The sequence below is a fragment of the Panacagrimonas perspica genome, assembly GCF_004364935.1.
GTDB classification, from domain to species: domain Bacteria; phylum Pseudomonadota; class Gammaproteobacteria; order Nevskiales; family Nevskiaceae; genus Panacagrimonas; species Panacagrimonas perspica.
The window spans coordinates 1613726-1635985 of record NZ_SOBT01000008.1 but is presented as its reverse complement, the minus strand read 5'-3'; the positions used below and the strand labels follow the sequence as shown (position 1 = coordinate 1635985).

Annotated in this window: 21 protein-coding genes; 15 read left to right on the top strand and 6 right to left on the bottom strand. The window is 66.9% G+C overall.

The features are described from left to right. Positions 1-125: 125 nt before the first annotated feature. Positions 126-524: a nuclear transport factor 2 family protein gene (locus DFR24_RS07380; protein ID WP_133880642.1), complete on the top strand. Its 399-nt coding sequence runs from the start codon at positions 126-128 to the stop codon at positions 522-524. After that, positions 521-991 (top strand): nuclear transport factor 2 family protein, encoded by a 471-nt coding sequence (locus tag DFR24_RS07375; RefSeq protein ID WP_133880641.1) that lies wholly within the window; start codon positions 521-523, stop codon positions 989-991. The genes DFR24_RS07380 and DFR24_RS07375 overlap by 4 nt, the downstream gene beginning before the upstream one ends. 197 nt (positions 992-1188) lie before the next feature. Here the strand turns inward: DFR24_RS07375 and DFR24_RS07370 are convergent, their stop codons facing one another. After that, the gene (locus DFR24_RS07370; RefSeq protein WP_133880640.1) at positions 1189-2298 is read right to left on the bottom strand and encodes a Rieske 2Fe-2S domain-containing protein; all 1110 of its coding nucleotides are present in this window, start codon (positions 2296-2298) and stop codon (positions 1189-1191) included. Between the two features lie 215 nt (positions 2299-2513). On the opposite strand from DFR24_RS07370, the gene DFR24_RS07365 reads away from it, so the two are divergent. The 5 genes from DFR24_RS07365 to DFR24_RS07345 all read left to right on the top strand — a co-directional run bounded on the left by DFR24_RS07365 (position 2514) and on the right by DFR24_RS07345 (position 7882). Beyond that, positions 2514-3710 (top strand): acyl-CoA dehydrogenase family protein, encoded by a 1197-nt coding sequence (locus DFR24_RS07365; RefSeq protein ID WP_133880639.1) that lies wholly within the window; start codon positions 2514-2516, stop codon positions 3708-3710. Between the two features lie 92 nt (positions 3711-3802). Next, on the top strand, positions 3803-5530 hold the full coding sequence (locus DFR24_RS07360) for an FAD-dependent oxidoreductase (RefSeq protein ID WP_133880638.1): 1728 nt from the start codon (positions 3803-3805) through the stop codon (positions 5528-5530). A 25-nt stretch (positions 5531-5555) separates the two neighbouring features. Next, positions 5556-6311, top strand: coding sequence for an SDR family NAD(P)-dependent oxidoreductase (locus DFR24_RS07355; RefSeq protein ID WP_133880637.1), 756 nt, complete (start codon positions 5556-5558; stop codon positions 6309-6311). A 4-nt stretch (positions 6312-6315) separates the two neighbouring features. After that, complete coding sequence (locus DFR24_RS07350) at positions 6316-6846, top strand: hypothetical protein (RefSeq protein ID WP_133880636.1); 531 nt, start codon at positions 6316-6318, stop codon at positions 6844-6846. Positions 6847-7012: 166 nt separating this feature from the next. Next, positions 7013-7882 (top strand): lysophospholipid acyltransferase family protein, encoded by an 870-nt coding sequence (locus DFR24_RS07345; RefSeq protein ID WP_133880635.1) that lies wholly within the window; start codon positions 7013-7015, stop codon positions 7880-7882. A gap of 72 nt (positions 7883-7954) precedes the next feature. Here the strand turns inward: DFR24_RS07345 and DFR24_RS07340 are convergent, their stop codons facing one another. The 3 genes from DFR24_RS07340 to DFR24_RS07330 form a co-directional block, all read right to left on the bottom strand. Next, positions 7955-8905 (bottom strand): metal-dependent hydrolase, encoded by a 951-nt coding sequence (locus DFR24_RS07340; RefSeq protein WP_133880634.1) that lies wholly within the window; start codon positions 8903-8905, stop codon positions 7955-7957. Between the two features lie 40 nt (positions 8906-8945). Then, entirely contained in the window at positions 8946-10691 is a 1746-nt protein-coding gene (locus DFR24_RS07335) for an SDR family oxidoreductase (RefSeq protein WP_133880633.1), read from the bottom strand. Between the two features lie 85 nt (positions 10692-10776). Then, positions 10777-11664: a M24 family metallopeptidase gene (locus DFR24_RS07330; RefSeq protein WP_133880632.1), complete on the bottom strand. Its 888-nt coding sequence runs from the start codon at positions 11662-11664 to the stop codon at positions 10777-10779. Positions 11665-11826: 162 nt separating this feature from the next. Between DFR24_RS07330 and DFR24_RS07325 the strand changes: the two genes are divergently transcribed. Further along, entirely contained in the window at positions 11827-13680 is a 1854-nt protein-coding gene (locus DFR24_RS07325) for a putative bifunctional diguanylate cyclase/phosphodiesterase (RefSeq protein ID WP_133880631.1), read from the top strand. A gap of 59 nt (positions 13681-13739) precedes the next feature. Here DFR24_RS07325 and DFR24_RS07320 read toward each other — a convergent pair whose 3' ends face one another. Further along, positions 13740-15026 (bottom strand): patatin-like phospholipase family protein, encoded by a 1287-nt coding sequence (locus DFR24_RS07320; protein ID WP_246051545.1) that lies wholly within the window; start codon positions 15024-15026, stop codon positions 13740-13742. A 110-nt stretch (positions 15027-15136) separates the two neighbouring features. On the opposite strand from DFR24_RS07320, the gene DFR24_RS07315 reads away from it, so the two are divergent. From DFR24_RS07315 to DFR24_RS07300, 4 genes are all read left to right on the top strand, one after another. Then, the gene (locus DFR24_RS07315) at positions 15137-15676 is read left to right on the top strand and encodes a YaeQ family protein (protein ID WP_133880630.1); all 540 of its coding nucleotides are present in this window, start codon (positions 15137-15139) and stop codon (positions 15674-15676) included. An 83-nt stretch (positions 15677-15759) separates the two neighbouring features. Next, entirely contained in the window at positions 15760-16290 is a 531-nt protein-coding gene (locus DFR24_RS07310) for a thermonuclease family protein (protein ID WP_133880629.1), read from the top strand. Between the two features lie 85 nt (positions 16291-16375). Further along, positions 16376-16708 carry a glycine zipper 2TM domain-containing protein gene (locus tag DFR24_RS07305; RefSeq protein WP_211346588.1) on the top strand — a complete coding sequence of 111 codons (333 nt, stop codon included), beginning with the start codon at positions 16376-16378 and terminating at the stop codon, positions 16706-16708. 183 nt (positions 16709-16891) lie between these two features. Beyond that, positions 16892-18391 carry an aldehyde dehydrogenase family protein gene (locus DFR24_RS07300; protein ID WP_246051544.1) on the top strand — a complete coding sequence of 500 codons (1500 nt, stop codon included), beginning with the start codon at positions 16892-16894 and terminating at the stop codon, positions 18389-18391. 96 nt (positions 18392-18487) lie between these two features. On the opposite strand, the gene DFR24_RS07295 is transcribed toward DFR24_RS07300, so the two are convergent. Then, the gene (locus tag DFR24_RS07295; RefSeq protein ID WP_133880627.1) at positions 18488-19255 is read right to left on the bottom strand and encodes an SDR family NAD(P)-dependent oxidoreductase; all 768 of its coding nucleotides are present in this window, start codon (positions 19253-19255) and stop codon (positions 18488-18490) included. Positions 19256-19504: 249 nt separating this feature from the next. Here DFR24_RS07295 and DFR24_RS07290 point away from each other — a divergent pair, with 249 nt between their 5' ends. From DFR24_RS07290 to DFR24_RS07280, 3 genes are all read left to right on the top strand, one after another. Next, positions 19505-19948: a Zn-ribbon domain-containing OB-fold protein gene (locus DFR24_RS07290; RefSeq protein WP_133880626.1), complete on the top strand. Its 444-nt coding sequence runs from the start codon at positions 19505-19507 to the stop codon at positions 19946-19948. A 7-nt stretch (positions 19949-19955) separates the two neighbouring features. Next, the gene (locus DFR24_RS07285) at positions 19956-21131 is read left to right on the top strand and encodes a thiolase C-terminal domain-containing protein (RefSeq protein ID WP_133880625.1); all 1176 of its coding nucleotides are present in this window, start codon (positions 19956-19958) and stop codon (positions 21129-21131) included. Positions 21132-21246: 115 nt separating this feature from the next. Continuing rightward, complete coding sequence (locus tag DFR24_RS07280) at positions 21247-22206, top strand: alpha/beta fold hydrolase (RefSeq protein WP_136249404.1); 960 nt, start codon at positions 21247-21249, stop codon at positions 22204-22206. The last annotated feature ends 54 nt before the right edge of the window (positions 22207-22260 follow it).

Genomic DNA, 22260 nt, shown 5'->3' with positions numbered 1-22260 from the left:
GACTTCTGGCTCTCGCCGGGCGACGCACCTGGACTGGTGCGCGCGTCCCCGTCGTCTGATCGGAGGATTCGGTGGCGGGCCGCGCGCAAGGATCATCGGCGCACTGTCCCCGGGAGCGTGCCGACATGATCAGCCAGCAACAGATGAAACAGGCCATGCAGGCCTACATCGATGCCTTCAACCGCGTCGACGTCGACGCCATCGTGGCGCTGTACGCCGACGACGCGACGGTCGAGGACCCGGTCGGCTCGCCGCTCAAGTCGGGGCGCAAGGCGATCGCCGAGTTCTACGCGTACGCGATCAAGAGTGGCGCCAGGCTCAAGCTGGCGGCACCGATCCGCGGCTCGCACGGCAACAGCGCGGCGATGGCCTTCGACGTGGAACTCAACATGCCCCAGGGCGACAAGACCGCGCGCGCCGTCATCCGCGTCATCGACGTGATGACGTTCGACGACGCCGGCAAGTTCAGCTCGATGCGCGCGTTCTGGGGCCCGAGCGACATGGAAGTGCTGGGCGCGTCGTGAGCGCCTCGCGGCTCGAGCTGCTGGCGGACCGGCTGGAGCTGCAACAGCTCGTCACCGACTACGCGTATGCCATCGACGAGCGCGCGTTCGAGCGGCTGGACGACGTGTTCACGCCTGATGCGTGGATCGACTACTCGGCGATGGGCGGAATGGCGGCGCATTACCCGGAAATCCGGGAGTGGCTCGGCAAGGCGCTGAAGGATTTCCCGGCCTACATGCACCTGATCGGCAACCTGTCGTTCGAGATCCAGGGTGACGAGGCCAGCGGCAAGGTGGCCTGCTTCAATCCGATGGTGCTGCCGCGCGCCGACGACAACGGCGAGGACACGATCTTCCTCGGGTTCTGGTACCACGATCGCTATGTGCGGACCGCCGCGGGCTGGCGCATCTGCGAGCGGGTGGAGCGGCGCAGCTACGACTTCAATATTCCGCTGGCCTTGCGCGAGGCGATGCAGAAGCAGCGCTGACGGGCGGTTTTGCCGTCCGGCGCTGTTCGTCAACGGCGAACGCAAAGGACGCAAAGGAAAAAAGAAAGGCGCAAAGGATTTTCGGGATGATCCTTTGCGCCTTTCTTGTCTCCAGCCCGTAGTCCGGACGAAGTCCGGGGCTGTGTGCGGGTCCGAGGAAGACGCTCCCGGACTTCGTCCGGGCTACGAAGGCGTCGCTAAGCGACTTCGAGCCGCGACAGCGATCCCGTATCCCGCATCTCCTGCGGCGCCGCGTCCAGCCCGCGTGCGCCCTGGATGCCTTCGAACTGCGGCAGCAGCGCCGCCGTCTTCGTGCGCGGGTTGTAGAACTGGCTGTACCACTTGCGCTGTTTCTGGAACGCGCCGTCACCCTGCACGTAGAGGCCCTGCACGTTGGGCCGCTTGTGCTTCCACACCTCGAAGTCCTGCGCGAAGGCCGCCAGCGCCATGTCCTGGTAGCCGCGCGCGTGCAGCCGGTCTTCGTCCGTCGCCACGGCCGAACCGGTCGGGGACTTCACGATCAGGTTATGCCAGACGTAGATCGAGCCGTCGTCCACCGGCGTGTGCGCGATGACGATCCACGAGTCGTACAGGCCGCTCATGCGCGTCAGCAGCAGGCTCGGGCCATGGTACGTGGCCTCGGTCACCAGCATCGGGCCGCCTTCGGCGATCAGCGTGCGATGCCCGCCGCCCATGCGCTGCACGACGCGATGGCCGCGGAACTCGTTCTCGAAGAACTTCGTGCGCGAGCCGTGCACCGGGCCGAAGTGCGCGGCGTCGGTGATGTTGTCGATGGCTTCCTGCGGATGCACGTTGACGACGCCCAGGTCGTCGTAACTGCCGCACACCCAGGCCGGATCGGTCCACTCGGGAACCACCGGCAGCACGTAGTCGGGCTCGCCGCCCTCGGGGTCGTGCCAGACGAACACGGCGCCCATGTATTCCTGCACCTTCCAGGTCTTGATCTTCGCGGACGGCGGAATCGGGCCGCTCGAGTACGGGATCTCGTTGCACTTGCCGTCCGGGCCGAAGCGCCAGGCGTGGTAGGGGCAGCGGATGCAGTCGTCCTCGATGGCGCCGTCCTGGGCCACATAGCTGGTGGTGTTGCGCGCCAGGTGCGTGCCCATGTGCGGGCAGTAGGCGTCCAGCAATACGACGCGGCCGGACTTGCCGCGATAGAGCGCGAACTCCTGGCCGAAGAAATGCACCGCTTGCGGCTTGTCCACGACCTTGGCCGATTCGGCCACCATGAACCAGCCGCGCGGGTAGGTGTATTCGCCCAGACCGTAGTCTTTTGTCGTCGCCATCAGTGGCTGCTCCGGAACATGCGAGCAGTATCGGCACGCGCCGCGCGATGGCTTCACCCGTTTGCATGAAACCGAACCCGCGGACGACGGTTTGTTCGACCGCTGCCGGATGACGGCGCTTCGGCGTCGCGCGGGGCAGGTCGTCATTTCGGGTGATGTTGCGCGACGGGAAGTCTGGGAAAACGTGGAACGCGAAGAGTCAGGAGATCCCCGGCATGCAGACCCAGAGAAAGACCGTGAGCCCATTGGTGACGCCCGAGGTGCTGCTCCAGCGCGCCCGCGAGATGGCGCCGGTGCTCGCCAAGCGCGCAGATGCGGCCGCCGAGGCGCGCACCCTGCCCAAGGAGACCATCGCCGACATGCAGGCGGCCGGCTTCTTCGAAGTGCTCAAGCCGAAGAAGTACGGCGGCTACGAGATGGACCCGCAGGTCTTCTACGACATCCAGATGGCGCTCGCCGAAGGTTGCATGTCGACGGCCTGGGTGTACGGCGTCATCGGCGTGCACAACTGGCAGATCGCGCTGTTCGATCCGCGCGCGGCCGAGGATGTCTGGGGCGGCGGTGACCACTCGGTGCTGATCGCCTCCACGTACATGCCCAAGGGCAACGTGAAGAAGGTCGACGGAGGCTTCCTGTTCTCCGGTCGCTGGGGCTTCTCCAGCGGCATCGATCATTGCGACTGGGTGTTCCTCGGCGGCCTGATCTTCGCCGAAGGGGCTCCGCCCGAGTACCGCACCTTCCTGCTGCCGAAGAAGGATTACGAGATCGTCGACACCTGGCACACGATGGGCCTGAAGGCCACGGGTTCGAAGGACATCGTCGTCAAGGAAGTGTTCGTGCCGGAGCACCGCACGCACAAGGCCAGCGACGGCTTCATGGGCACCAATCCCGGGCGTGAGGAATTCACCGCCAATCTCTACAAGCTGCCGTTCGGCCAGATCTTCGTGCGCGCGGTCTCCACGGCGGCCATCGGCGGCCTGCAGGGCGCGCTGAACTGCTTCAAGGATTTCGGCTCCGCGCACACCGGCAACATGGGCCAGAAGACCGCCGAGCAGGTGCCGGCGCAGCTGGCGGTGGCGGATTCTGCGGTGGCGATCGACGAGATGCGCCTGACGCTCAAGCGCAATTTCGAATCGCTGCTCGACGGCATCCGGCTGAACCAGCTGGTGAGCCTGAACGATCGCCTGATGTATCGCTACCAGGCGGCGCTGGTCGTGGAGCGCTGCTGCCAGCACGCGTACAAGCTGCATTCGGCCTGCGGCGGTCGCGGCATCTTTCTCGACTTCCCGCTGGTGCGCTGCTTCATGGATGTGCTGACGGCGCGCGCGCATTACGCCAACAACCCGGAGATCTTCGGTCGCAACTTCGGCGCCGTGACCCTGGGTAAAGAGAACACGGACTACTTCGTCTGAGATCCGCGCAGGCTGACCCTGCGCGCTTTGCTCCTTCTCCCCCGCGACAGCAGGGAGAGGGAGTCAGATGGCTCCAACTTTCGAGGCTCCGCATGGGCGTGAACGAACCCTCCAATCACTTCGACGAAGAGCACGACGTCATCGTCGTGGGCTCTGGCGCCGGCGGCATGACGGCCGCGTTGTGCGCCAAGGCCGAGGGCCTGTCTTCGCTCGTGCTCGAGAAGGATCTGCTGTTCGGCGGCACCAGCGCGGTGTCCGGCGGCGGCATCTGGATTCCCTGCAACGACGACATTCCGCGTGTCGGCGGCAGCGACACCTACGAAGAAGCGCTGACCTATCTCAAGCGACTGATCGGCAATGAAGTGCCGCAGGCGAACATCGAGGCCTACCTGAAGAACGCGCCCGAGATGGTGCGCCATCTCGGCAAGACCTTCGACGTGAAATTCCGCAGCGTGCCGAAGTACCCGGACTATTACGCGGACTTGCCGGGCGGCAAGCCGGGCTTTCGTTCGATGGAGCCGGTCGAGTTCGATGCCTCGAAGCTGGGCGACGAGTTCGACGTGCAGCGCCCCTCGTTTCGCGGCACGCAGCTGTTCGGGCGCATCGCGATGAACCAGGTCGAGGCGCACACGCTGTTCTCGCGCGGCGCGGGCTGGATCCGGCTGATGCTCGGCATGCTGCTGCGCTACTGGTTCGACTTCGCCTGGCGTCGTCGCACGCACCGTGATCGCCGGCAGACGCTGGGCCAGGCGCTCACCGGCTCGCTGCGCGAAGCGATGATGCGCAAGGATGTGCCGCTGTACCTGGGCACCGGCATGACCGGGCTGATCCACGAGAACGGTCGCGTCGTCGGCGTCGAGGCGACGCAGCGCGGCGAGACGCTGCGGCTGCGCGCGCGGCGCGGTGTCGTGCTCGCCTGCGGTGGCTTCGAGTCGAATCCCGAGATGCGCGAGCAGTACCTGCCCAAGCCGACGAACGTGGCCTGGACAGCGGTGCCGCCGATCAACCACGGCGACGGCATCCGCGCCGGGCAGGCGCTGGGTGCCGGTCTTCGGCACATGGACCAGGTGTGGGGTTCGCCGACGGTGAACAAGCCGGGCGCGGCGCAGCAGATCACGTTGTTCGTCGAGCGCGGCATGCCCGGCTGCGTGGCGGTGAACCGCAAGGGGCAGCGCTTCGTCAACGAGGCGGCGACGTATCCGGACTTCCTAAAGGCGATGTACGCCGACGATGCCAAGGGCAACGGCACCGTGCCGTGCTGGCTGATCTTCGACGCGACGTTCCGCTTCAAGTATCCGATGGGCATCTTCCTGCCCGGCCAGATCGAACCGGACGCAAAGCTGCCGAAGGACTGGCTCGACCGCGTCTATTACCGCGCCGATTCGCTCGACGCGCTCGCGCAGAAGATCGGCGTGGATGCCTCGAATCTTGCGTCGACGGTGTCGAAGCTCAATGGTTTTGCGAAGACCGGAGTGGATACCGAGTTCGGCAAGGGCAACAGCCCGATCGATCGCTACTACAGCGATCGCAACGTGAAGCCCAATCCCTGCCTGGGCCCGATCGAGAAGGCGCCGTTCTACGCGGTGCGCCTGGATGCCGGCGAGATCGGCACCAAGGGCGGACTGGTGACCGACGAGCGCGCGCGCGTGCTGCGCAACGATGGTTCGGTGATCGACGGCCTGTACGCCGTCGGCAACACGGCGGCTGCCGTGATGGGGCCGACCTATGCGGGCGCGGGCTCCACGCTCGGCCCGGCGATGACGTTCGGCTATGTCGCCGCGAAGGACATCGCGCGGGCGACGCAGTCCGCCACGGTCTGATCCCTCACACGGAATCGGAAGCACGATGAAGCTCGCCGGAAAGATCGCGCTGGTGACGGGTGCGGGGCAGGGCGTCGGTCGCGGTATCGCACTGGCGCTCGCGAACGAAGGCGCCGCGATCGCGGTCGCGGGGCGCACGCTGTCGAAGCTGGAAGACACGGTGCGCGCCATCGAAGGACGTGGTGGCAAGGCGTTCGCCGTGCTGTGCGACGTCAAGGACGCGGCTTCGCTGGCGCGCTGCGTGTCGGAGGTGGTCGGGTTCTTCGGCGGCCTTCACATCCTGGTGAACAATGCGCAGGAAGTCGCGCTGGGTCCCTTGAACGGTGTCAGCGACGAGGCCTTCACCGCGGGTTGGGAGTCGGGGCCGCTCGCGACGTTCCGGCTGATGAAGCTCGCCCATCCGCACCTCGCGAAGCAGGGCGGCAGCATCGTCAATTTCGGTTCGTCGGCCGCCAAGCGCTGGGACCTCGCCAACTACGGCGCGTATGCCGCGGTCAAGGAAGCGATTCGCCAGCTCACGCGTGCTGCGGCCTGCGAGTGGGCGCGCGACGGCATCCGCACCAACTGCGTGCTGCCGCTGGCGGACTCGCCGGCGATGGCCGGCTGGACCCAGGCGCGGCCCGAAGAGGCGGCCGCGTTCGTCTCGACCATTCCGCAGAACCGTGTCGGCGACTGCGAGACCGACGTGGGCGTGTTCGTCGCCACGCTGTGCTCGGACGAGTGCCGTTACATCAACGGACAATCGATCGGTGTGGACGGCGGCCAGGCCTACCTCGGCTGATCGCATGGCCTCGTCCGCGCACATGCGGGGCCCGTTTCCCATTCCGCTGCACATGCTGGCGCGCGACATCGCGCTCGTCGCGGGCTCGTTCGCGGCGCTGGTCTGGAGTCACCATCTGCAGGATGCCAGACACGGCGCGGCGACGTTCGTTGCGTGTCTCGCGGGCGTGATGCTGCCGGTATCCGGTTATCTGGTGCATGAGTGGGGACATCTCGCCGGCTGCCTGCTCAGCCGCAGCGTCGTGCATTTCCCGCCGACACCGCTGGCGCTGCTGCTGTTCCGCTACGACACTGGCGTCAACGATCGGCGCCAGTTCCTGGCGATGTTCTGGGGCGGCTTCGTGGCCAGCGTGTTCATCGTCGCGCTGTACTTCGTGCTGCTCGACGGGCGATATCTCGCGGACCGGATCGCGCTGTCGCTGACGACGCTGGGCGTGCTCGCGACCTTCGTGCTGGAGATTCCCGAGGGCTGGGGCGTGTATCGCGGGAAGCCGTTGCCGCGGGGCGCAGCGTTCGTCAACGAAAAGGCGTCGTAGCCCGGGTGAAACCCGGGGTTCCGGTCGCCCGTCGAGAGAAACCCCAGGTTTCAGCCGGGCTACGGTCGTAATCCGCGCGCCATCCGTGCGTGCGACCATCCGCGCCCCAACGAGCTTCGGCACGCGCGGCCATCCGGTCCCCTGCGTCGCGGCACCGAGCGTGCCGATGCGTGTCCTGTTCTTCATTCTGGCGTGGCTTCCGTTGATCGTGCTGCAAGGCATCGGTGCATTGGCGGGCTGGTGGCTCTGGGTCAGCCGCTCGGCGCGTCGCCAGGTGGCGCTGCGCAATCTCGAGCGCTGCATGCCCGAACGAAGCGCCAGCGAACATCGCCGCATCGCGCGCGCCGCGATCCGCAACGAGATCACGACCTACCTGGAGACGCCGCGCGTCTGGCTCGGACCCGCGGCATCCGTGAAGAACGCGGTGCGCGAATGGCGCGGCATCGAGGTGCTCGAAGAGGCCTTCGCACTCAACCGCGGCGTGATCCTGCTGACCTTGCACCAGGGCGCGTTCGAGGCCGTGGCGATTCCGATGTCGGGCAACTTTCCGTTCTACGGCCTGTACACGCCGCAGGAGGGCGCGATCAACGCGCTGTCGCTGCGGGGTCGATGCCGTTTCGGCGGCAGGCTGGAGATCGCCGAAGCGGGCGTGCGGAAAGCCGCGCTGCCGTTGCTGGCGCGCGGCCAGGGCATCTACTACATGCCGGACCACGATCCGCCGATCGGTCGCGGCGTGTTCGTGCCGTTCATGGGGCAGACCGCGCATACGCCGACCTTGATCGCGCGGCTCGCACGCGAGTCGGGCTCGCCGATCGTCTTCATGTTCGGCGAACGCCTGCCGTGGGCGCGCGGCTACATCGCGCATTACATCGCGGCGCTCGAAGGTCTCGCCGATGAAGACGTGAGCGCGGCGACGGCCGCGATGAACCGCGGCCTCGAACAGTGCGTCAGGATGTGCCCGGAGCAGTACTGGTGGGGCTACAAGCGTTTTCGGCGGCAGCCGCCGGGAGCGGAAAAGTTCTACACGCCGCGTTGAGTCGGCGCCGTAGCCCGGATGAAACCCGGGGTTCCGATTGCCCGTCGAGAGAGAGCCCGGGTTTCATCCGGGCTACGAGGATCGACCTGCGCGGGCGGCGGCCGGAGAAGCGTTGAGATACGCGAGAGCTTCCTCGGTCGAACCTTCCTTGACCGGGTCGTACCAGGGGCTGAAGAACGGCAGCTCCTGGCGCATCAGCGAGAACAGCGAGGGCAGCATTCCTGTCTTCGATTGGCGCTGCCATTCGAGCCAGATCCACGGCCGGAACATGCTGGGCTTCTTGTGCTTGAAGCGCTCGTCCTGCTTGAGCAGGTGCGCGGCGCCGTGCACCCACAGGCCGAAGATCGCCGGCATCGCGATGCTGGCCAGGTAGTAGCGCGAGGGATAGCTGCCACCGAGATGCTGATAGACGTCGAACGCCACACAGCGATGCTCCACTTCCTCGGCGCCATGCCAGCGCAGCAGGTCGAGCAGCACCGGGTCGGCGCCGTCCCACTTGTCCTGCTTGAGGATGTAGTTGCCCAGCACGCAGGTCATGTGCTCGATGGCCGCCACGATGCCCAGGCGGAACACCAGCCACTGCTTCTCCATGAACTTCGGCAGCTTCCTTCCGAAGGGTTGGTCGGCCAGCAGCACTTCGAACAGCTTGTCCTCCTGCGCCGTGTTGCTCTCGGTCTCGATGCCGTGCGCGTGCAGGTACTCGGCGATGGCCGCACCGTGCGCGCGCGCATGCATCGCTTCCTGGCGGATGAACATCTGCACGTCTTCGCGCAGCTTCGGATCGGTGATGTACGGCAGCGCCTTGTTGTAGAGCTTGCAGAACCAGAACTCGCCGGCGGGCAACAGCAGGTTGATCTCGTTGATGAAGTGGCTCACGAACGGCTGGCCCGGAATCCACTCCAGCGGCGTCTGCGACCAGTCGAACTGGACCTTGCGCGGGATCAGCGGCTGCGGCGTGCGCGAGGCCTTGCCGTTGCGCTTGCCCGGGAACTTCGGAAGCTCGGGAATGACGGGACTGTTCATCGTGCGATCTCCTGTTGCCTGAGCTTGAATGAATACGGCGTCACTTGGCGAGGTCGAGCCGGGCCATGCGCCGCGACAGCGCGGGCAGGAAGCGCGACACGAAACGCAGGACGTGCGCCTCGGCGCCGACCAGGACCTCCGGCTTGTCGTTGGTCACGGCGTCGAGGATGGCGCGCGCGACGGCATCGGGCTTGAGGTTGCGCCGGCCGTAGGCCTTCTTGGCCTGCGCGCGACGCTTGTCCTGCTCGTCGGCGGAGACGCCGACGAAGCGCGTCGCCGTCGTGATCCCGGTGTCGACGAAACCGGGGCACACCGACACGACGCGGATGTGCTTCTCCGCGAGTTCGCCGCGCAGGCAGTCGGACAGCATCAGCACCGCAGCCTTGGTCGTGGAGTAGGCGGGCAGCGCCTTGTTCGGGGAGAAGGCGGCTGCGGAGGCGACGTTGACGATGTGGCCGCGCTTGCCGGCGTCGACCATCTGCTGGGCGAACAGCTTCGAGCCGAGGATCACGCTCCACAGGTTCACACGCAGCAGCTTGTCCCAGTCGGCGACGCTGGTGTCGAGCATCTTCCCGGACAGGCCGATGCCGGCGTTGTTGACGACGACATCGGGTGCGCCCAGTTCGCTCTCCACCCATTGGGCGAAGGCTTCGACCTGCTCGGTCGATCCGACGTCGACCTGGCGCGCATAGGCTTCCACGTCGAGCAGGCGGGCGAGTTCGGCGCTGCGCTCGGCGGCGGCCAGATCGATGTCGGCCGCAACGACCGCGGCGCCCTGTTCGGCGAAGGCGAGCAGCGTTTCGCGGCCGATGCCGGCGCCGCCACCGGTGACGACGACGAGCTTGCCCGTCATTGGTTTGCGCACGCCACGGCGGCGCGCACGGCGCAACGCGGTGGTCTCGGCACCTCCAGCGACGAAGTCGATGAACTCGCTGGCCATCGCCGCGACGCGTTCCGGATGGCTGATCTGCACCCAGTGACCGGCGTCGATCTCGCGCTGCCAGAGATTGGGCACCCACTGCGGCAGATCGTCGAGCACCTCGGGCAGCATGAAGCGGTCACGCTTGGCGACGATGACCTGCACCGGGAGATCGGTGCGGCGCTCCTGCGGCTTGAGCAGGCGCTGCACGAAGTTGGCGCGATACAGGTTCACGCCGATGCTGCCGTCCTTGGTCTGCGTGGGGCTCGCCTCGGCCTGGACGCCCTCGACCTTCGACAGGATGCTCGGCCACAGCTTGTCCATGCCCAGCTTCCAGATCGCCGGTCCGAACAGCGGCAGCTGGAACGCGCCGATGTACCAGGAGTGCGAGAGCTGGCGCGCGACGGTGGCCATCTCCTGCGTGGAGCCGCTGCGCAGGCGGCTCATGATCCAGTACGCCGCGTGGTCGATGCTCGGGCCCGAGATCGACGTGTACGACGCGATGCGCCCGGCCATGCGATCGGTGGTCACCGCTTCCCAGGACTGGATCGAGCCCCAGTCATGGCAGACCAGGTGGACCGGCTGATCCGGGCTGGTGGCCTCGACGACCTGCGCGAGGTCCTCGACCAGATGCTCCAGTTCGAAGGCCTTGGTGTGATCCGGCACATCGGATCGGCCCGCACCGCGAACGTCGTAGGCGATGACGTAGTAGCGCTCCGCGAGGATCTCCGCGGTCCGCGTCCAGACGCTCGCGGCATCCGGGTAGCCGTGCACCAGCACGACGTTGGGCTTGCCGGGCGCCGGCGTGCCCCAGGTGTAGACGGCGAGCGACAGGTCGCCCGACTGCACGGTCTCGGAAGGGTTCATCGTGTTCTCCTCCTCGTCTGCGCGCGAGGTCCGGCGCAGCGAATCTGTTGTCCGGCCCGGTCGGGCCGCCCTGATGCCGCTGACGCTACGCCGCTTTGCGCGCCGTGTCCGCGGGCCAGAGTCCGCGTTCCTTCCAGCGACGCACCTGTGGCACGTCGTCATCGAGCCAGAACGCATCGTCTTCGGTGATCACCAGCAGCTCTTCCCACTTGGCGCCGACGCCGCGGAAGCCCAGGTGAGGTTCGACCGCCCACAGGCCCGGCGTCGGTGCGTGGTCGGAGCCGGCCTTGCTGTTCCACAGCGGCGACCAGCCCTCGCGCGCGCCGCGGACGCGATCCTTGAGCAGTTCGGTGACATTGCGCACGCCGAAGCGGGCGAGCGACAGGTGCTGGGGTCGCCCGTCGTCCTGCAGCTTCTCGACGCGGTGCGCGAGCACTTCGAACGGGTAGGCCTTGTGGCGCGGCTCGTAGCCGTGCTTCAGGCAGAGACGATCCACCGCCTGGCTGACTTCGGCCAGCGACTGGCGCTGGCGCACCAGATCGACGATCAGGAAGCGGTACTCCATCAGGTCATCCATCAGGCGATCGAGCGCGCGGTTCTCGCCGACGACGCCGCAGTAGCCGATGTCGGCGGTGTGGCCGTTGCGCGTCGGCGCGCAGTCCAGGATGAAGGGCATGTTGCGCTCGAGCCGACGATTGCTCGGATAGAACGCGGGGTTGAATCCGGCCAGGTGCTTGAAGCCGATGAAGCCGCGGAACGCGGTGCGATCGCCGAACCACGCGAACGGCTGGTGGAAGCAGTCGTCGGCGCCTTCGGACATCAGGAAATCCTTCATCCGGGCGGCGACTTCGCGCTCCGTCATGCCGGGTTCCATCTCGGCTGCGATGGTCTCCGCACACCGGTACGCAAGACGCTGGACCTCGCGAAAGCCATCGAGGTCGGCAGCGGTGAAGGTGAGGGCGGGAGCTGGCATTGGCTGGGCTCTGATCGTGACAGTGAGCGATGGTAACGTCATGCGCGGTGCTTGCACTGACATCGCAGGCAGGTACCCACGGCGCTGCGGCCGCCTCACAATATTGGCGACGTACCGCACCACGAGGACGCGCCCATCCACGCCGTCCTGGAGAGAGCCGGGGTGAATACGAGGGAGCTCCTGCTCGATGCGCGCAAGATCTGGCGCTCGCGCATCGGAAAGTCGCTGGTGCTGACGGTGCTGTGCGGCCTGCTGGCCGTGCAGGCCGTCGTCTTCGTGCCGCTGCTGATGCAGTCGCGTCACCAGCAGGTCGCGGGCGTGATCCGCGAAGAAGCCTCGCGCATCGATGCGCTGCTGCAGACCGGCCCGCCGCGGGTGGCGGCCGACCAGGTCCGGCATCGTCCGCTGCTGCTCGGCATCGTGATCCGCGCCGAGGGGGGCGACGTCGCCGCGGAGGCCGGCTTCGTCGATTTCGATTTCGAGGAACTGGCGGGGCCGGGTACCCGGATCGAGCACCAGGATGGCGTCTCCGACGTGGCGTTCGACGTCCAGCGTTCGGACGGGACCTGGCGGGTCTACCTGCGCTGCCATACGCGGCCTGCGATGAACGCCGCGGACCCGCACCTGTTCATGCTGTGCCTGCTGGGACTATTGGCGGCGCTCTGCTCGGTCGCCCTGACGGTGTTCGCGCTGCGCCGCAAGGTCATGCTGCCGCTGGAACACCAGGCGCAGCACGATCCGCTGACCGGCCTGCCCAATCGCACGCAGTTCGACGTGCGCCTGCGCGAGATCATCGACGACTGCGCGAACCAGGGCACGCGCGCCGCGCTGCTGTTCATCGATCTCGATCGCTTCAAGGACTTCAACGACAATTTCGGGCATCCGCAGGGCGACGCGCTGCTGACCGAACTCGCGCAGCGTCTGAAGGCCGCGGTGGCCGCGGACTGCGTGGCCGCGCGGCTGGGCGGTGACGAGTTCGCCGTCATCCTGACCTTCGTGCTCAAGACCTCGGACGCGCAGGAGCAGGCGCAACGCATCCTCGAAACGCTGTCGCAGCCGTATCGCTACAACCAGTTCCGCTTCCAGCTCAGCGCCTCGATCGGCGTGGTCATGCTGCCCGCCCACGGCGCCGATCTGGCGGAGGCCCAGCGCAATGCCGACATCGCGATGTACGTGGCCAAGCGCGGGGGGCGGGCGCAGGTGACGATGTTCGACGCGGCGATGAGCGAGGCCGTGAGCCGGCGCAAGCAACTCGAAGACTGGCTGCGCGTGGCCATCGACGAGAACGAGTTGTCGGTGCACTACCAGCCCAAGCTGCAGATGGACGGACACACGGTCGATGGCGCGGAGGCCTTGTTGCGCTGGAAGCGGCCGGACGGCTCCCAGGTGTCGCCCGGAGAATTCATCCCGGTGGCGGAGGAGTCCGGGCTGATCGTGCCGCTGGGGCGGTGGGTGCTGATGCGCGTGCTGGCGCAGATCGCCACCTGGAAGTCACAGGGCTTCGAGTCGCCGCGCATCTCGGTGAACGTGTCGGCCAACCAGTTCCTCGACGAGAACTTCCTTCGTTCCTTCCTGGAGATCCTCGACGGCTCTTCCACGCCGGCGTCCCATCTGGATCTGGAGATCACGGAAAGCGCGCTGATGACGACGCCGGATCACGCGGTGTCGGTTCTCACGACGCTGCGCGCGCGCGGCATCACGGTGTCGCTCGACGATTTCGGGACCGGCTATTCGTCGCTCGGCTATCTCAAGCGGTTTCCGGTCAACTCGATCAAGATCGATCACAGCTTCGTCGTCGATCTGGTGGAGGATCGCGACAGTGCGCGGCTGGTGAAGGCGGTCATCGGCATGACGCACAGCCTGGGCCTGCTGTTCGTGGCCGAGGGCGTCGAGAACAAGCGCCAGCTCGCGCTGCTGCGCGACTGGGAGTGCGATCTCTACCAGGGGCACCTCACGTCGCCGGCGATCGATCCCGACGCGTTCCGCGCGTTCTGCATGGCGCGGAGCAGGGACTAGGGACGCGCTGCATCGGGTCCCTTCGTATTTCTCCTTCCCCGGCCCGAATACGAGCCGCCCTAAGCCGCCGCCCGGCGCTTGCGACCGGCACCCGACTTCGCCACCAGGAAATCCTCGATCTCGTCGATGCGCTGTTGCGCGTCGCGATAGCCGAGCTGGATCAGCTCGCGCGAGAACGCGCCGTCGAACAGCAGGTAGCTCATCAGGTCGGCGCTCTGGGCGTCGGGCGTACCGAGCCCATCCATCAGGTAGCGGATGCTGCGCGGCATCCGGTGGGCCATCGTCTTGGCGATGATCGCGATGTCTTCGGACGGCGAGACCACCAGCGGCTCGATGACCCGCATCGGCTCGCTGACCTGCGGTGACGTCGGCAGCCGGGCCTGTGCGGCCTGGTACGCGGCGACCAGGGCATTCATCCGCAGCAGGTGATCGACGTCCGCGTTGAGGTGATCCAGGAAGATCGCGTTGAGGAACACGCCGCAGATCTGCGACAGCGGCGGACGGTTGAGCGCTGCGCCGCCGGTATCGTCCGACAGCTCGGAGCGCACCAGATCGTCGGCCGCGTCCTGGCAGCGCACGCCGATGGCGAACAGGCGATCGGCGCCCAGGCGGATCGCTGGCGACAGCGGCGTCACCAGACGCAGCGCGCCGTCGCCGAAGTAGGCCTTCGGTCCGGTGGTCTTCAGTGCGACCGGAGGAAAGACCAGTGGAATCGACGACGAGGCCAGGACGTGATCGATACCGAGCGTTGCCTTGAGCGCCACGCGCCGGCTCTTGTTCCACATCGGATGACCGCGATGGCCCTGGATGAACGTGAAAGCCTTGCCGGAGTGATAGCCGGTCGCCGTGATGGCGACCGCGTAGATATGCCGCCGGGCGATCGCTTCGCCGATGCCGGCGATCGGCAGGTGCCGCGCCAGGAACTGGCGCAGCGGAGAGGAATCGAACAGCGACTCGACGCGCCCGGCGCCGATCATGCCACCCAGCGCCAGATCGAGCGTCAGCCGTCCCGCGTTGCCCAGCAGCGCGCGAAAGTCGGTGCGCATCACGTCGGTGACGCTCAGCTGTGCCCAGATCTGGGCAAGTCGCGCCGTACCTTCCCCGAAGTTGGACGCGTACGAGGCGATCGCTGCACCGTTGATGGCGCCGGCGGACGCTCCGGCGATGATCGGAAACGGCGAGGGCTTGTTGCGCAACGAGGGCAATTCGCCGATGCGCTTGAGCACGCCGGCCTGGTAGGCGCCGCGCGAGCCGCCGGCCGTCAGCACCAGCCCCGTCATCGGCCTGGGCGCCGTCTGCGGACCCGATGCCTTCCCTTTCGTAACGCTGCTTCCTCCACCGTCCATCGAGGTCTCCGGCCTATGCCCCCATGCCGCAAGTTCGATGCCATTCGGGAGGCGGGCAGGCGGCGGTGGCGAATCCGTATCCTGTCGGTCTCTTCGGAACGCCGAGCGCCATGGCCCTGACTGCAACGATGCACAGTTTCACGATCCAGCTCGCCAACATGGATCGCGGCACCTATACGGACTTCGAGCTGCGCGTCGCGCAGCAGCCGTCGGAGACCGCCGAATTCATGCTGGTGCGGTTGCTGGCCTACTGCCTGGAATACGGCGAGGGCATCGAACTGACCGAGGGCGTTGCTGCGGTCGACCAACCGGCCGTGCTGGTCCGGGACCTGACGGGCCGCATCACCGGCTGGTTCGAGGTCGGCGCGCCGGACGCCGATCGCCTGCACCGCGGGATGAAGCTCGCCGGGCGGGCGGCGCTATACACGCATCGCCAGATCGAGCCGCTGCTGGCCCAGTACGCGGGTGCGCGCATCCATCGCGCCGAGGAGATCCCGGTTCACGCGTTCGCGCGCGATTTCATGGCGGACGCGTCCAAACGGCTGCAACGCCGCTCGAAGCTGTCGGTGTCGTTCACGGAGGGACAGCTCTATCTGGATATCGATGGCCACTCGATATCGACGGCCGTCGAGGTCCACCGGCTGGGCTGATCCGGAGGCCGGGCGCGGGTTTCTACAGTCTGCATTCAGGCGGCAAGGCAGACTCTCCCGGAACCCTCCCAAGAGTCCGTGCCATGACCCGTCCGTCCCAGGTTCACCCCTCCGGTTCCCGCTCCCTGCTGCTGCCGATCCTGCTGCTGGGAATCGGCGCAAGTTTCACGTCGATGAACGCGAGGTCGGCCGACACGATCTCCGGAACCGCGACGGTCGTCGATGCCGGCACGCTGAAGATCCAGGGCAAGAAGGTGCGCCTGCACGGCATCGAGGCGCCGGACGACGACCAGGTCTGCCTGCGCGACGCCAAGCCCTGGAAGTGCGGCGAGGCCGCGGCCACCGCGCTGCGTCATCACATCGATGGCAAGACCGTCAGCTGCGAGGCGGTGACGGGCAAGGACGGCAGCAACGCCGGCGCCAACTGCAGCGCGGACGGCAAGAACCTGAACACCCTGCTCGTGCGCGAGGGCTGGGCGACGGATCTGAAGTCGGAAAGCGACGGCGCTTACGCCGATGCGCAGAAGGAAGCCAAGAAAGCGCGGCGCGGCATCTGGGCCACCGACACCGACAACCCGGAAGAGGTCCGCCGCCAGGGCAAGCGCAACGATTGATCCCGCGACCGGCGCAGGGTTCACCGCCAGTTCAGTCCTGCAGGTGATGGTGGAATCGTCAAAAACCTGCATCAAGGAGCAAGCGATGAACAAGCGAATGCTGGGCGGTCTGGTGACGGCGGCGGTGCTCGGCACCGTGATGTCCAGCGCGATGGCGCGGGTCTACACCGACTCGGACGGAAACCGGATGGAGTGCACGACGCAGACGGTCCAGACCAAGGGCAATCATCCGATCGCGGGGCCCGTGGTCGGCGCGGTGATCGGCGGTGTCGTCGGCAACCAGATCGGCGGTGGCAGCGGCAAGGACATCGCGACCGGCGTCGGTGCCGCGGGCGGCGCGATCGCGGGCCAGCAGGTGAACAAGAATCGCGTCGAGAGCGGCACCACCACACAGGAAGTGTGTCGCCGCATCGGGTAGCCGTCCCGCGTCGAAGCCCGGGCGTTCGCGCCCGGGCTTCTCGTTCAGCCGCTGAGGACGTGTGGCTGGCCTCCGGCTGATGTGGGCTTGGCGGCGCCTGCGGGGTACTTGCTTTGGGGGATGCCGCGGCGTGGCGTTGACCGGACCATTCCGGCACTCGCTACCCTAGGTCGCATCGTGTCCATGAACGCTCCCCTCATCGAAACGCCGCCGATGGCCGATGTCTCGACCCTGTTCCGGCAGGTCGCGGCCATCGCCCCGAACCTGGTCGACACCACGGCGGCGCAACGCATCGCCAAGGTGCGCCGTCTGATGGCGACGGTGCTCAAGTACCGCGCCGAGATCTACGAGACCGGGAAGCTCGAGCGTGGATTGTCGCCGCCGGACATGGACGGCGAACTGGTGATGCTCAAGTTCGAGGCGGACTACATCGCGCGGCATCTCGAAGACTGGATGACGCCCAAGCGCGCGCCCAATTCGCTGATGACGCTCGGCAAGAAGTGCTACGTGCGCTACGAGCCCAAGGGCATGGTGCTGGTGCTGCCGAGCTGGAACGCGCCGTACGTGATCGGCCTGCTGCCGACGCTGGGCGCGATCGCCGCCGGCAATGCGGTGATCCTGAAGCCCTCGGAACTCTCGCCGCACTCGTCGAAGCTGGTCGCGCGCATCGTTCGCGAGGCGTTCCCGGACGGCGAAGTCATCGTCATCGAGGGTGGCGCCGAGACCGCGCAGGCGCTGCTGGCGCAGCCGTTCCATCACATCTTCTACATCGGCAACAACCACGTCGGCCGCATCGTCATGAAGGCGGCGGCGGATCATTTCGCGTCGGTGACGCTGGAGATGGGCGGCAAGAATCCGTCGATCGTCGACAAGAGCGCGGATGTCGAGGACGCGGCGTTGAAGACCTCGTGGGGCCGCATGTGCAATGCGGGGCAGGCCTGCATCGCGCCGGACTACGTGCTGGTGCACGAGTCGGTGATCGATCACTACGTCTCGACGCTGGTGCGCGAGATCAAGGCCATGTACGACCCCAAGGGCGAGGGCTACGACAAGAATCCCGAGTACCCGCGCATCGTCAACACGCGGCACTTCGAGCGCATCCGCGCGCTGGTCGAGGACGCGCGCGCGCAAGGTGCGACGATCGTCTGCGGTGGCGAGTACAAGGCCGACGAGCGCTACATCGCGCCGACCGTGGTGACGAACGTCACCGGCTCGATGAAGCTCATGCAGGAAGAAATCTTCGGGCCGGTGATCGCGGTGATTCCGTTCCGCACGCGCGAGGATGTGATTCGCGAGATCGGCTCACGGCCCAAGCCGCTGGCGGCCTACGTCTTCGCCAAGGACCGCACCGAGATCGACTGGTACATCGCGCACACGACGTCGGGCAGCCTGGTCGTCAACCACAACGTCGTGCAGTCCGGGACCAACCCGCTGCTGCCGTTCGGCGGCGTGAATTCCAGTGGCATCGGCCGCATGGTCGGCTTCGCCACGTTCAACGAGTGCTCGAACGGCCGCGCGATCGTCGAGGAAGGCCCGCCGGTGATCGAACCGCGCTCGATGTTTCCGCCGCTCACGGACAAGTACAAGAAGCAGCTGGGCCAGCTCATCGACGGCAAGCCGCTGGCGCCGTGGATGGTGAAGCTGATCGACGGCATCGTGCGCTTCGTCGGATTGTTCAAGTAGCCAGGACGAAGTCCGGGGCTCGTAACCCGTAGCCCGGGTGAAACCCGGGGTTGCGCTCCGTAGGCGAGGGGAACCCCGGGTTTCACCCGGGCCACGTCAGACCCCAAACCCGCCCGACACGTTGATCTGCTGTCCCGTCACGTAACCGTTGGTGGCGAGGAACAGCGCGGCCGATCCGATCTCTTCCGGCTTCCCCCAGCGCTTGATTGCCAGCATCTTCTGCACTTCGGCGGTCCAGACGTCGTCGAACACGCCGCGCTTGAGCAGTTCCAGGAACATGCCGGCCTCGATGACGCCGACCAGGATCGAGTTGGCGCGCACGTTGTTGCGGCCTTCCTCCTTCGCGATGCCCTTCACCAGCGCCTCGTTGGCCGCCTTGGGCGCAACCGACAATCCGTCCTTCGCCGGCCACCACACGTGGCCCGCCGAACCCAGGTGCACGTAGGACCCGCCGCCTCCTGCGCGCAGATGCGGCAACGTGGCCTGCACCGCGTTGAAGAAGCCATGCACCTCGATGTCGATCGAGCGCTTCCACAGCTCCTGCGTGGTGTCGGCGATGTGGACCTGCTCGACGACCGGGCCGGCGCCCCAGACCACGGTGTGGATGCGACCGTGCGCGGCGATGACATCGGCGATGGCCGACTTCACCTGCTCGGCGTCCGTCACGTCGGCCGCGTGCAGCGTGGCCTTCTGTCCCTTCTCGCGGATCTGGCCGGCGACGCGTTCGGCGACGTCCTGCTTCGAGCGATACATCACCGCCACATCGGAGCCCGCGGCGCCGAAACTCTTGGCCACTTCCTGGCCGATGCCGCCGCTGCCACCGAATACCACGGTGGCGCCCTTGCCCAGGATGGGGTGTGCCATGTTCTCGTTCTCCTCGCGGTGGGGTACGGGCGCATGATCTTCAGCGCGCGCCGCGGCGGCGTCCTCTGTTGGGATGAGGAAACCGTAGCCCGGGTGCAACCCGGGATGCGCCGCTCCGTCGAGCGGTACGCGCCCCGGGCTGCACCCGGGCTACGGTCGTCTGACCCGCTCACCCGTTTGCGGCAGGACGCTGCGCGCCCAGCGCCGCTATCGTCACCGACACGAGAATCCAGGGATCAACCCAGACCGATGACCCAGACCCCCGACGCCCCCACGCCGCCGCCCAAGCCCACGCGCATCGCGCCGATCATCCAGCACGACGCCAAGTTCTTCTGGGACGCCTCGGACAAGGAGGAATTCCTCGGCGAGAAGTGCGGCGACTGCCAGCAGTTCCGCTTCCCGCCGCGGCCGATGTGCCCGCACTGCCACAGCCTCAAGCGCGAGGAAGTGAAGCTCTCGGGCTACGGCACCGTGCACGGCTGGACGATTCCGCGTCACCCGCCGCCGTTCGGATTCAAGGAAGCGCCGATCGTCATCATCGTGGAACTCCAGGAAGGCACACGCATGGTCTCGAATCTCGTCGGCGTCGCCTACGAGGACGTGAAGCAGGACATGGAGGTCGAAGTCTTCTTCGAGCCGACGATGGGCAATCACAAGGTGCCGGTGTTCCGGCCTCGTTCGAAGAAGGCTTGAGACCGACATGACCCGCCAGTTCACGGATGCCGCGATCGCCGGCATCGGACACACCGAGTATTCGAAGGCTTCCGGACGCAGCGAGCTGCAGCTTGCTGCCGAGTGCGCCAAGGCCGCCTGCGACGATGCCGGCATCAGCCCGCACGACATCGACGGCATGATCACGTTCACGATCGACAACAGCGACGAGGTCATGCTCGCGCGCTGCCTGGGCGTGAAGGATCTCGCGTACACCACGCGCATTCCCGGCGGCGGCGCCGCAGCGGCTGCGACGATCTACCAGGCGATGGCGATGGTGAACGCCGGCCTGTGCAAGCACGTGCTGATCTGGCGCGCGATGAACGAGCGCAGCCAGTATCGCTTCGGCCAGAACCCGAACCAGCAGATGATGGCGTTCCAGTCCGGTAACGGCACCGGCTCGCTGCTCTGGTGCGTGCCTTATGGTGCGATGACGCCTGCGAGCTGGGGTGCGCTGCAGGCCGCGCGCTACATGCACAAGTACGGCGTCACCAACCGTGACCTCGGCTACGTGTCGGTGCAGCAGCGCGCGTACGCCGCGACCAATCCCGACGCCTGGTTCTTCGGCAAGCCGATCACGCTCGAGGATCACCAGAACTCGAAGTGGATCCAGGAGCCCTGGCTGCGCTTGCTCGACTGCTGCCAGGAGAGCGATGGCGGCGTCGCGATTCTCGTGACCAGTCTCGATCGTGCGCGCGACATGCGTCAGAAGCCGGTGAAGATCCTCGGCGCGACGCAGTGCATTCCGTACAACACCGAAGTCATCTCCAACTACTACCACGACGATCTCACCGAGATGCCCGAGGCCAAGGGCGTCGCGAAGCGTCTGTGGGAGATGACGGGCCTGGGTCCGCAGGACATGCAGGCCGCGATGATCTACGACGCGTTCACGCCGCACGTGCTGTTGCAGCTGGAAGCCTTCGGCTTCTGCAAGCCAGGCGAGGGCGCCGGATTCGTGAAGTCGGGCGGCATGGCGCTGGACGGCGCGCTGCCGACGAACACGAACGGCGGCCTGTCGGGCGAGGCCTACATCCACGGCATGAACAGCATGATCGAGGGTGTGCGGCAGTTGCGTGGAACGTCGGCGAATCAGGTGACGAAGCGCAGCGTGGAGAATGTGCTCGTGTCGTCGGGAATGGCGGGCGCGGTTTTGGGCCGCGCGTGAGATTCCAAGTCCCCCGTAGCCCGGACGAAGTCCGGGGCTTTTCCTCGATGGGCGAGGGGAATCCCGGACTTCGTCCGGGCTACGGGGGCGGGATTCCCAAGGCGACGTGACGCGAATGCGGGTCATCGATCTGGTCATTCCGTCGAACGTTCGCCTCGACGGCGAGCCGGCGCTGCACTCGGCCGCCACGGTATTCCTGCCGGCCGACCACGACTCCGCATCGACGGCGCTCGTCTGCCTCGCGGGCGGCAACATGAATCGCCGCTACTTCGATCTTCAAACGGAAGGCGACGACAGTTTCAGCTTCGCCGCGCAGATGACGGCGCGCGGCTTCATCGTCGTGACGATCGATCATCTCGGACTGGGCGACAGCAGCCGGCCGCAAGACGGTTACGCGCTGACGCCGGACGTGCTCGCACGCGCCAACGCTCACGCCACGGCGGACGTGTTGGCGCGACTTCGCGAAGGTCGGCTTGCGCCGGACCTGCCGCCGATGCCGGCGCTACGCAGTCTCGGCGTCGGCCACTCGATGGGCGCGATGCTCACGACCTTGCAGCAGGCGCAGGCGCGACGGCACGCGGGCATCGCGCTGCTGGGCTTCTCGACGCGCGGGCTGCCGAAGTTCGTGCCAGAGGATGTGCGTGTGCTCGCAAGCGATCCGGTCGCGGTGCGCGCGCGCCTCGTCGAGTTCGCGCGCCGCCTGTTCGTCGTGCCGTACCCACGCATCCGCTCCTCGGGCGGCAACAACGCCGAACTCTACGGCAGCGATGCCGCCGATCCGCGGGGTGTCGCGGCACTCAAGGCGGCGACCGACAGCCTGCTGCCGGTGCCGGCGTTCCTGTCGATGATTCCGGGCAACGTCGCGCTGGAAGCGGCGCAGATCGATGTGCCGGTGTTCCTCGGCCTGGGCGAGCGCGACATGGCGGGGCCGCCGGCGGAGGCGCCGCGCGCGTTCACGGCGAGTCCGCAGGTGAGGCTCGAGGTGTTCGCGGGCGCGGGGCACAGCCACTTCCTGTTCGCGTCGAGAGTCGATCTGTTCGATCGGCTCGCGGAATGGGCGCGAAGCACCCCGTAGCCCGGGTGAAACCCGGGGTCCCGGTTCGTCGGCGGAGAAAAAGCTCCCGGGTTT

Excerpts from the sequence above, each read along its gene's own strand:
- DFR24_RS07295 (WP_133880627.1), bottom strand. The coding sequence starts at position 19,255 with ATGGCACACCCCATCCTGGGCAAGGGCGCCACCGTGGTATTCGGTGGC.
- DFR24_RS07280 (WP_136249404.1), top strand. The coding sequence starts at position 21,247 with ATGCGGGTCATCGATCTGGTCATTCCGTCGAACGTTCGCCTCGACGGC.
- DFR24_RS07340 (WP_133880634.1), bottom strand. The coding sequence starts at position 8,905 with ATGAACAGTCCCGTCATTCCCGAGCTTCCGAAGTTCCCGGGCAAGCGC.
- DFR24_RS07365 (WP_133880639.1), top strand. The coding sequence starts at position 2,514 with ATGCAGACCCAGAGAAAGACCGTGAGCCCATTGGTGACGCCCGAGGTG.
- DFR24_RS07370 (WP_133880640.1), bottom strand. The coding sequence starts at position 2,298 with ATGGCGACGACAAAAGACTACGGTCTGGGCGAATACACCTACCCGCGC.
- DFR24_RS07320 (WP_246051545.1), bottom strand. The coding sequence starts at position 15,026 with ATGGACGGTGGAGGAAGCAGCGTTACGAAAGGGAAGGCATCGGGTCCG.
- DFR24_RS07380 (WP_133880642.1), top strand. The coding sequence starts at position 126 with ATGATCAGCCAGCAACAGATGAAACAGGCCATGCAGGCCTACATCGAT.
- DFR24_RS07310 (WP_133880629.1), top strand. The coding sequence starts at position 15,760 with ATGACCCGTCCGTCCCAGGTTCACCCCTCCGGTTCCCGCTCCCTGCTG.
- DFR24_RS07290 (WP_133880626.1), top strand. The coding sequence starts at position 19,505 with ATGACCCAGACCCCCGACGCCCCCACGCCGCCGCCCAAGCCCACGCGC.
- DFR24_RS07355 (WP_133880637.1), top strand. The coding sequence starts at position 5,556 with ATGAAGCTCGCCGGAAAGATCGCGCTGGTGACGGGTGCGGGGCAGGGC.
- DFR24_RS07345 (WP_133880635.1), top strand. The coding sequence starts at position 7,013 with ATGCGTGTCCTGTTCTTCATTCTGGCGTGGCTTCCGTTGATCGTGCTG.
- DFR24_RS07315 (WP_133880630.1), top strand. The coding sequence starts at position 15,137 with ATGGCCCTGACTGCAACGATGCACAGTTTCACGATCCAGCTCGCCAAC.
- DFR24_RS07360 (WP_133880638.1), top strand. The coding sequence starts at position 3,803 with ATGGGCGTGAACGAACCCTCCAATCACTTCGACGAAGAGCACGACGTC.
- DFR24_RS07305 (WP_211346588.1), top strand. The coding sequence starts at position 16,376 with ATGAACAAGCGAATGCTGGGCGGTCTGGTGACGGCGGCGGTGCTCGGC.
- DFR24_RS07285 (WP_133880625.1), top strand. The coding sequence starts at position 19,956 with ATGACCCGCCAGTTCACGGATGCCGCGATCGCCGGCATCGGACACACC.
- DFR24_RS07300 (WP_246051544.1), top strand. The coding sequence starts at position 16,892 with ATGAACGCTCCCCTCATCGAAACGCCGCCGATGGCCGATGTCTCGACC.
- DFR24_RS07335 (WP_133880633.1), bottom strand. The coding sequence starts at position 10,691 with ATGAACCCTTCCGAGACCGTGCAGTCGGGCGACCTGTCGCTCGCCGTC.
- DFR24_RS07330 (WP_133880632.1), bottom strand. The coding sequence starts at position 11,664 with ATGCCAGCTCCCGCCCTCACCTTCACCGCTGCCGACCTCGATGGCTTT.
- DFR24_RS07350 (WP_133880636.1), top strand. The coding sequence starts at position 6,316 with ATGGCCTCGTCCGCGCACATGCGGGGCCCGTTTCCCATTCCGCTGCAC.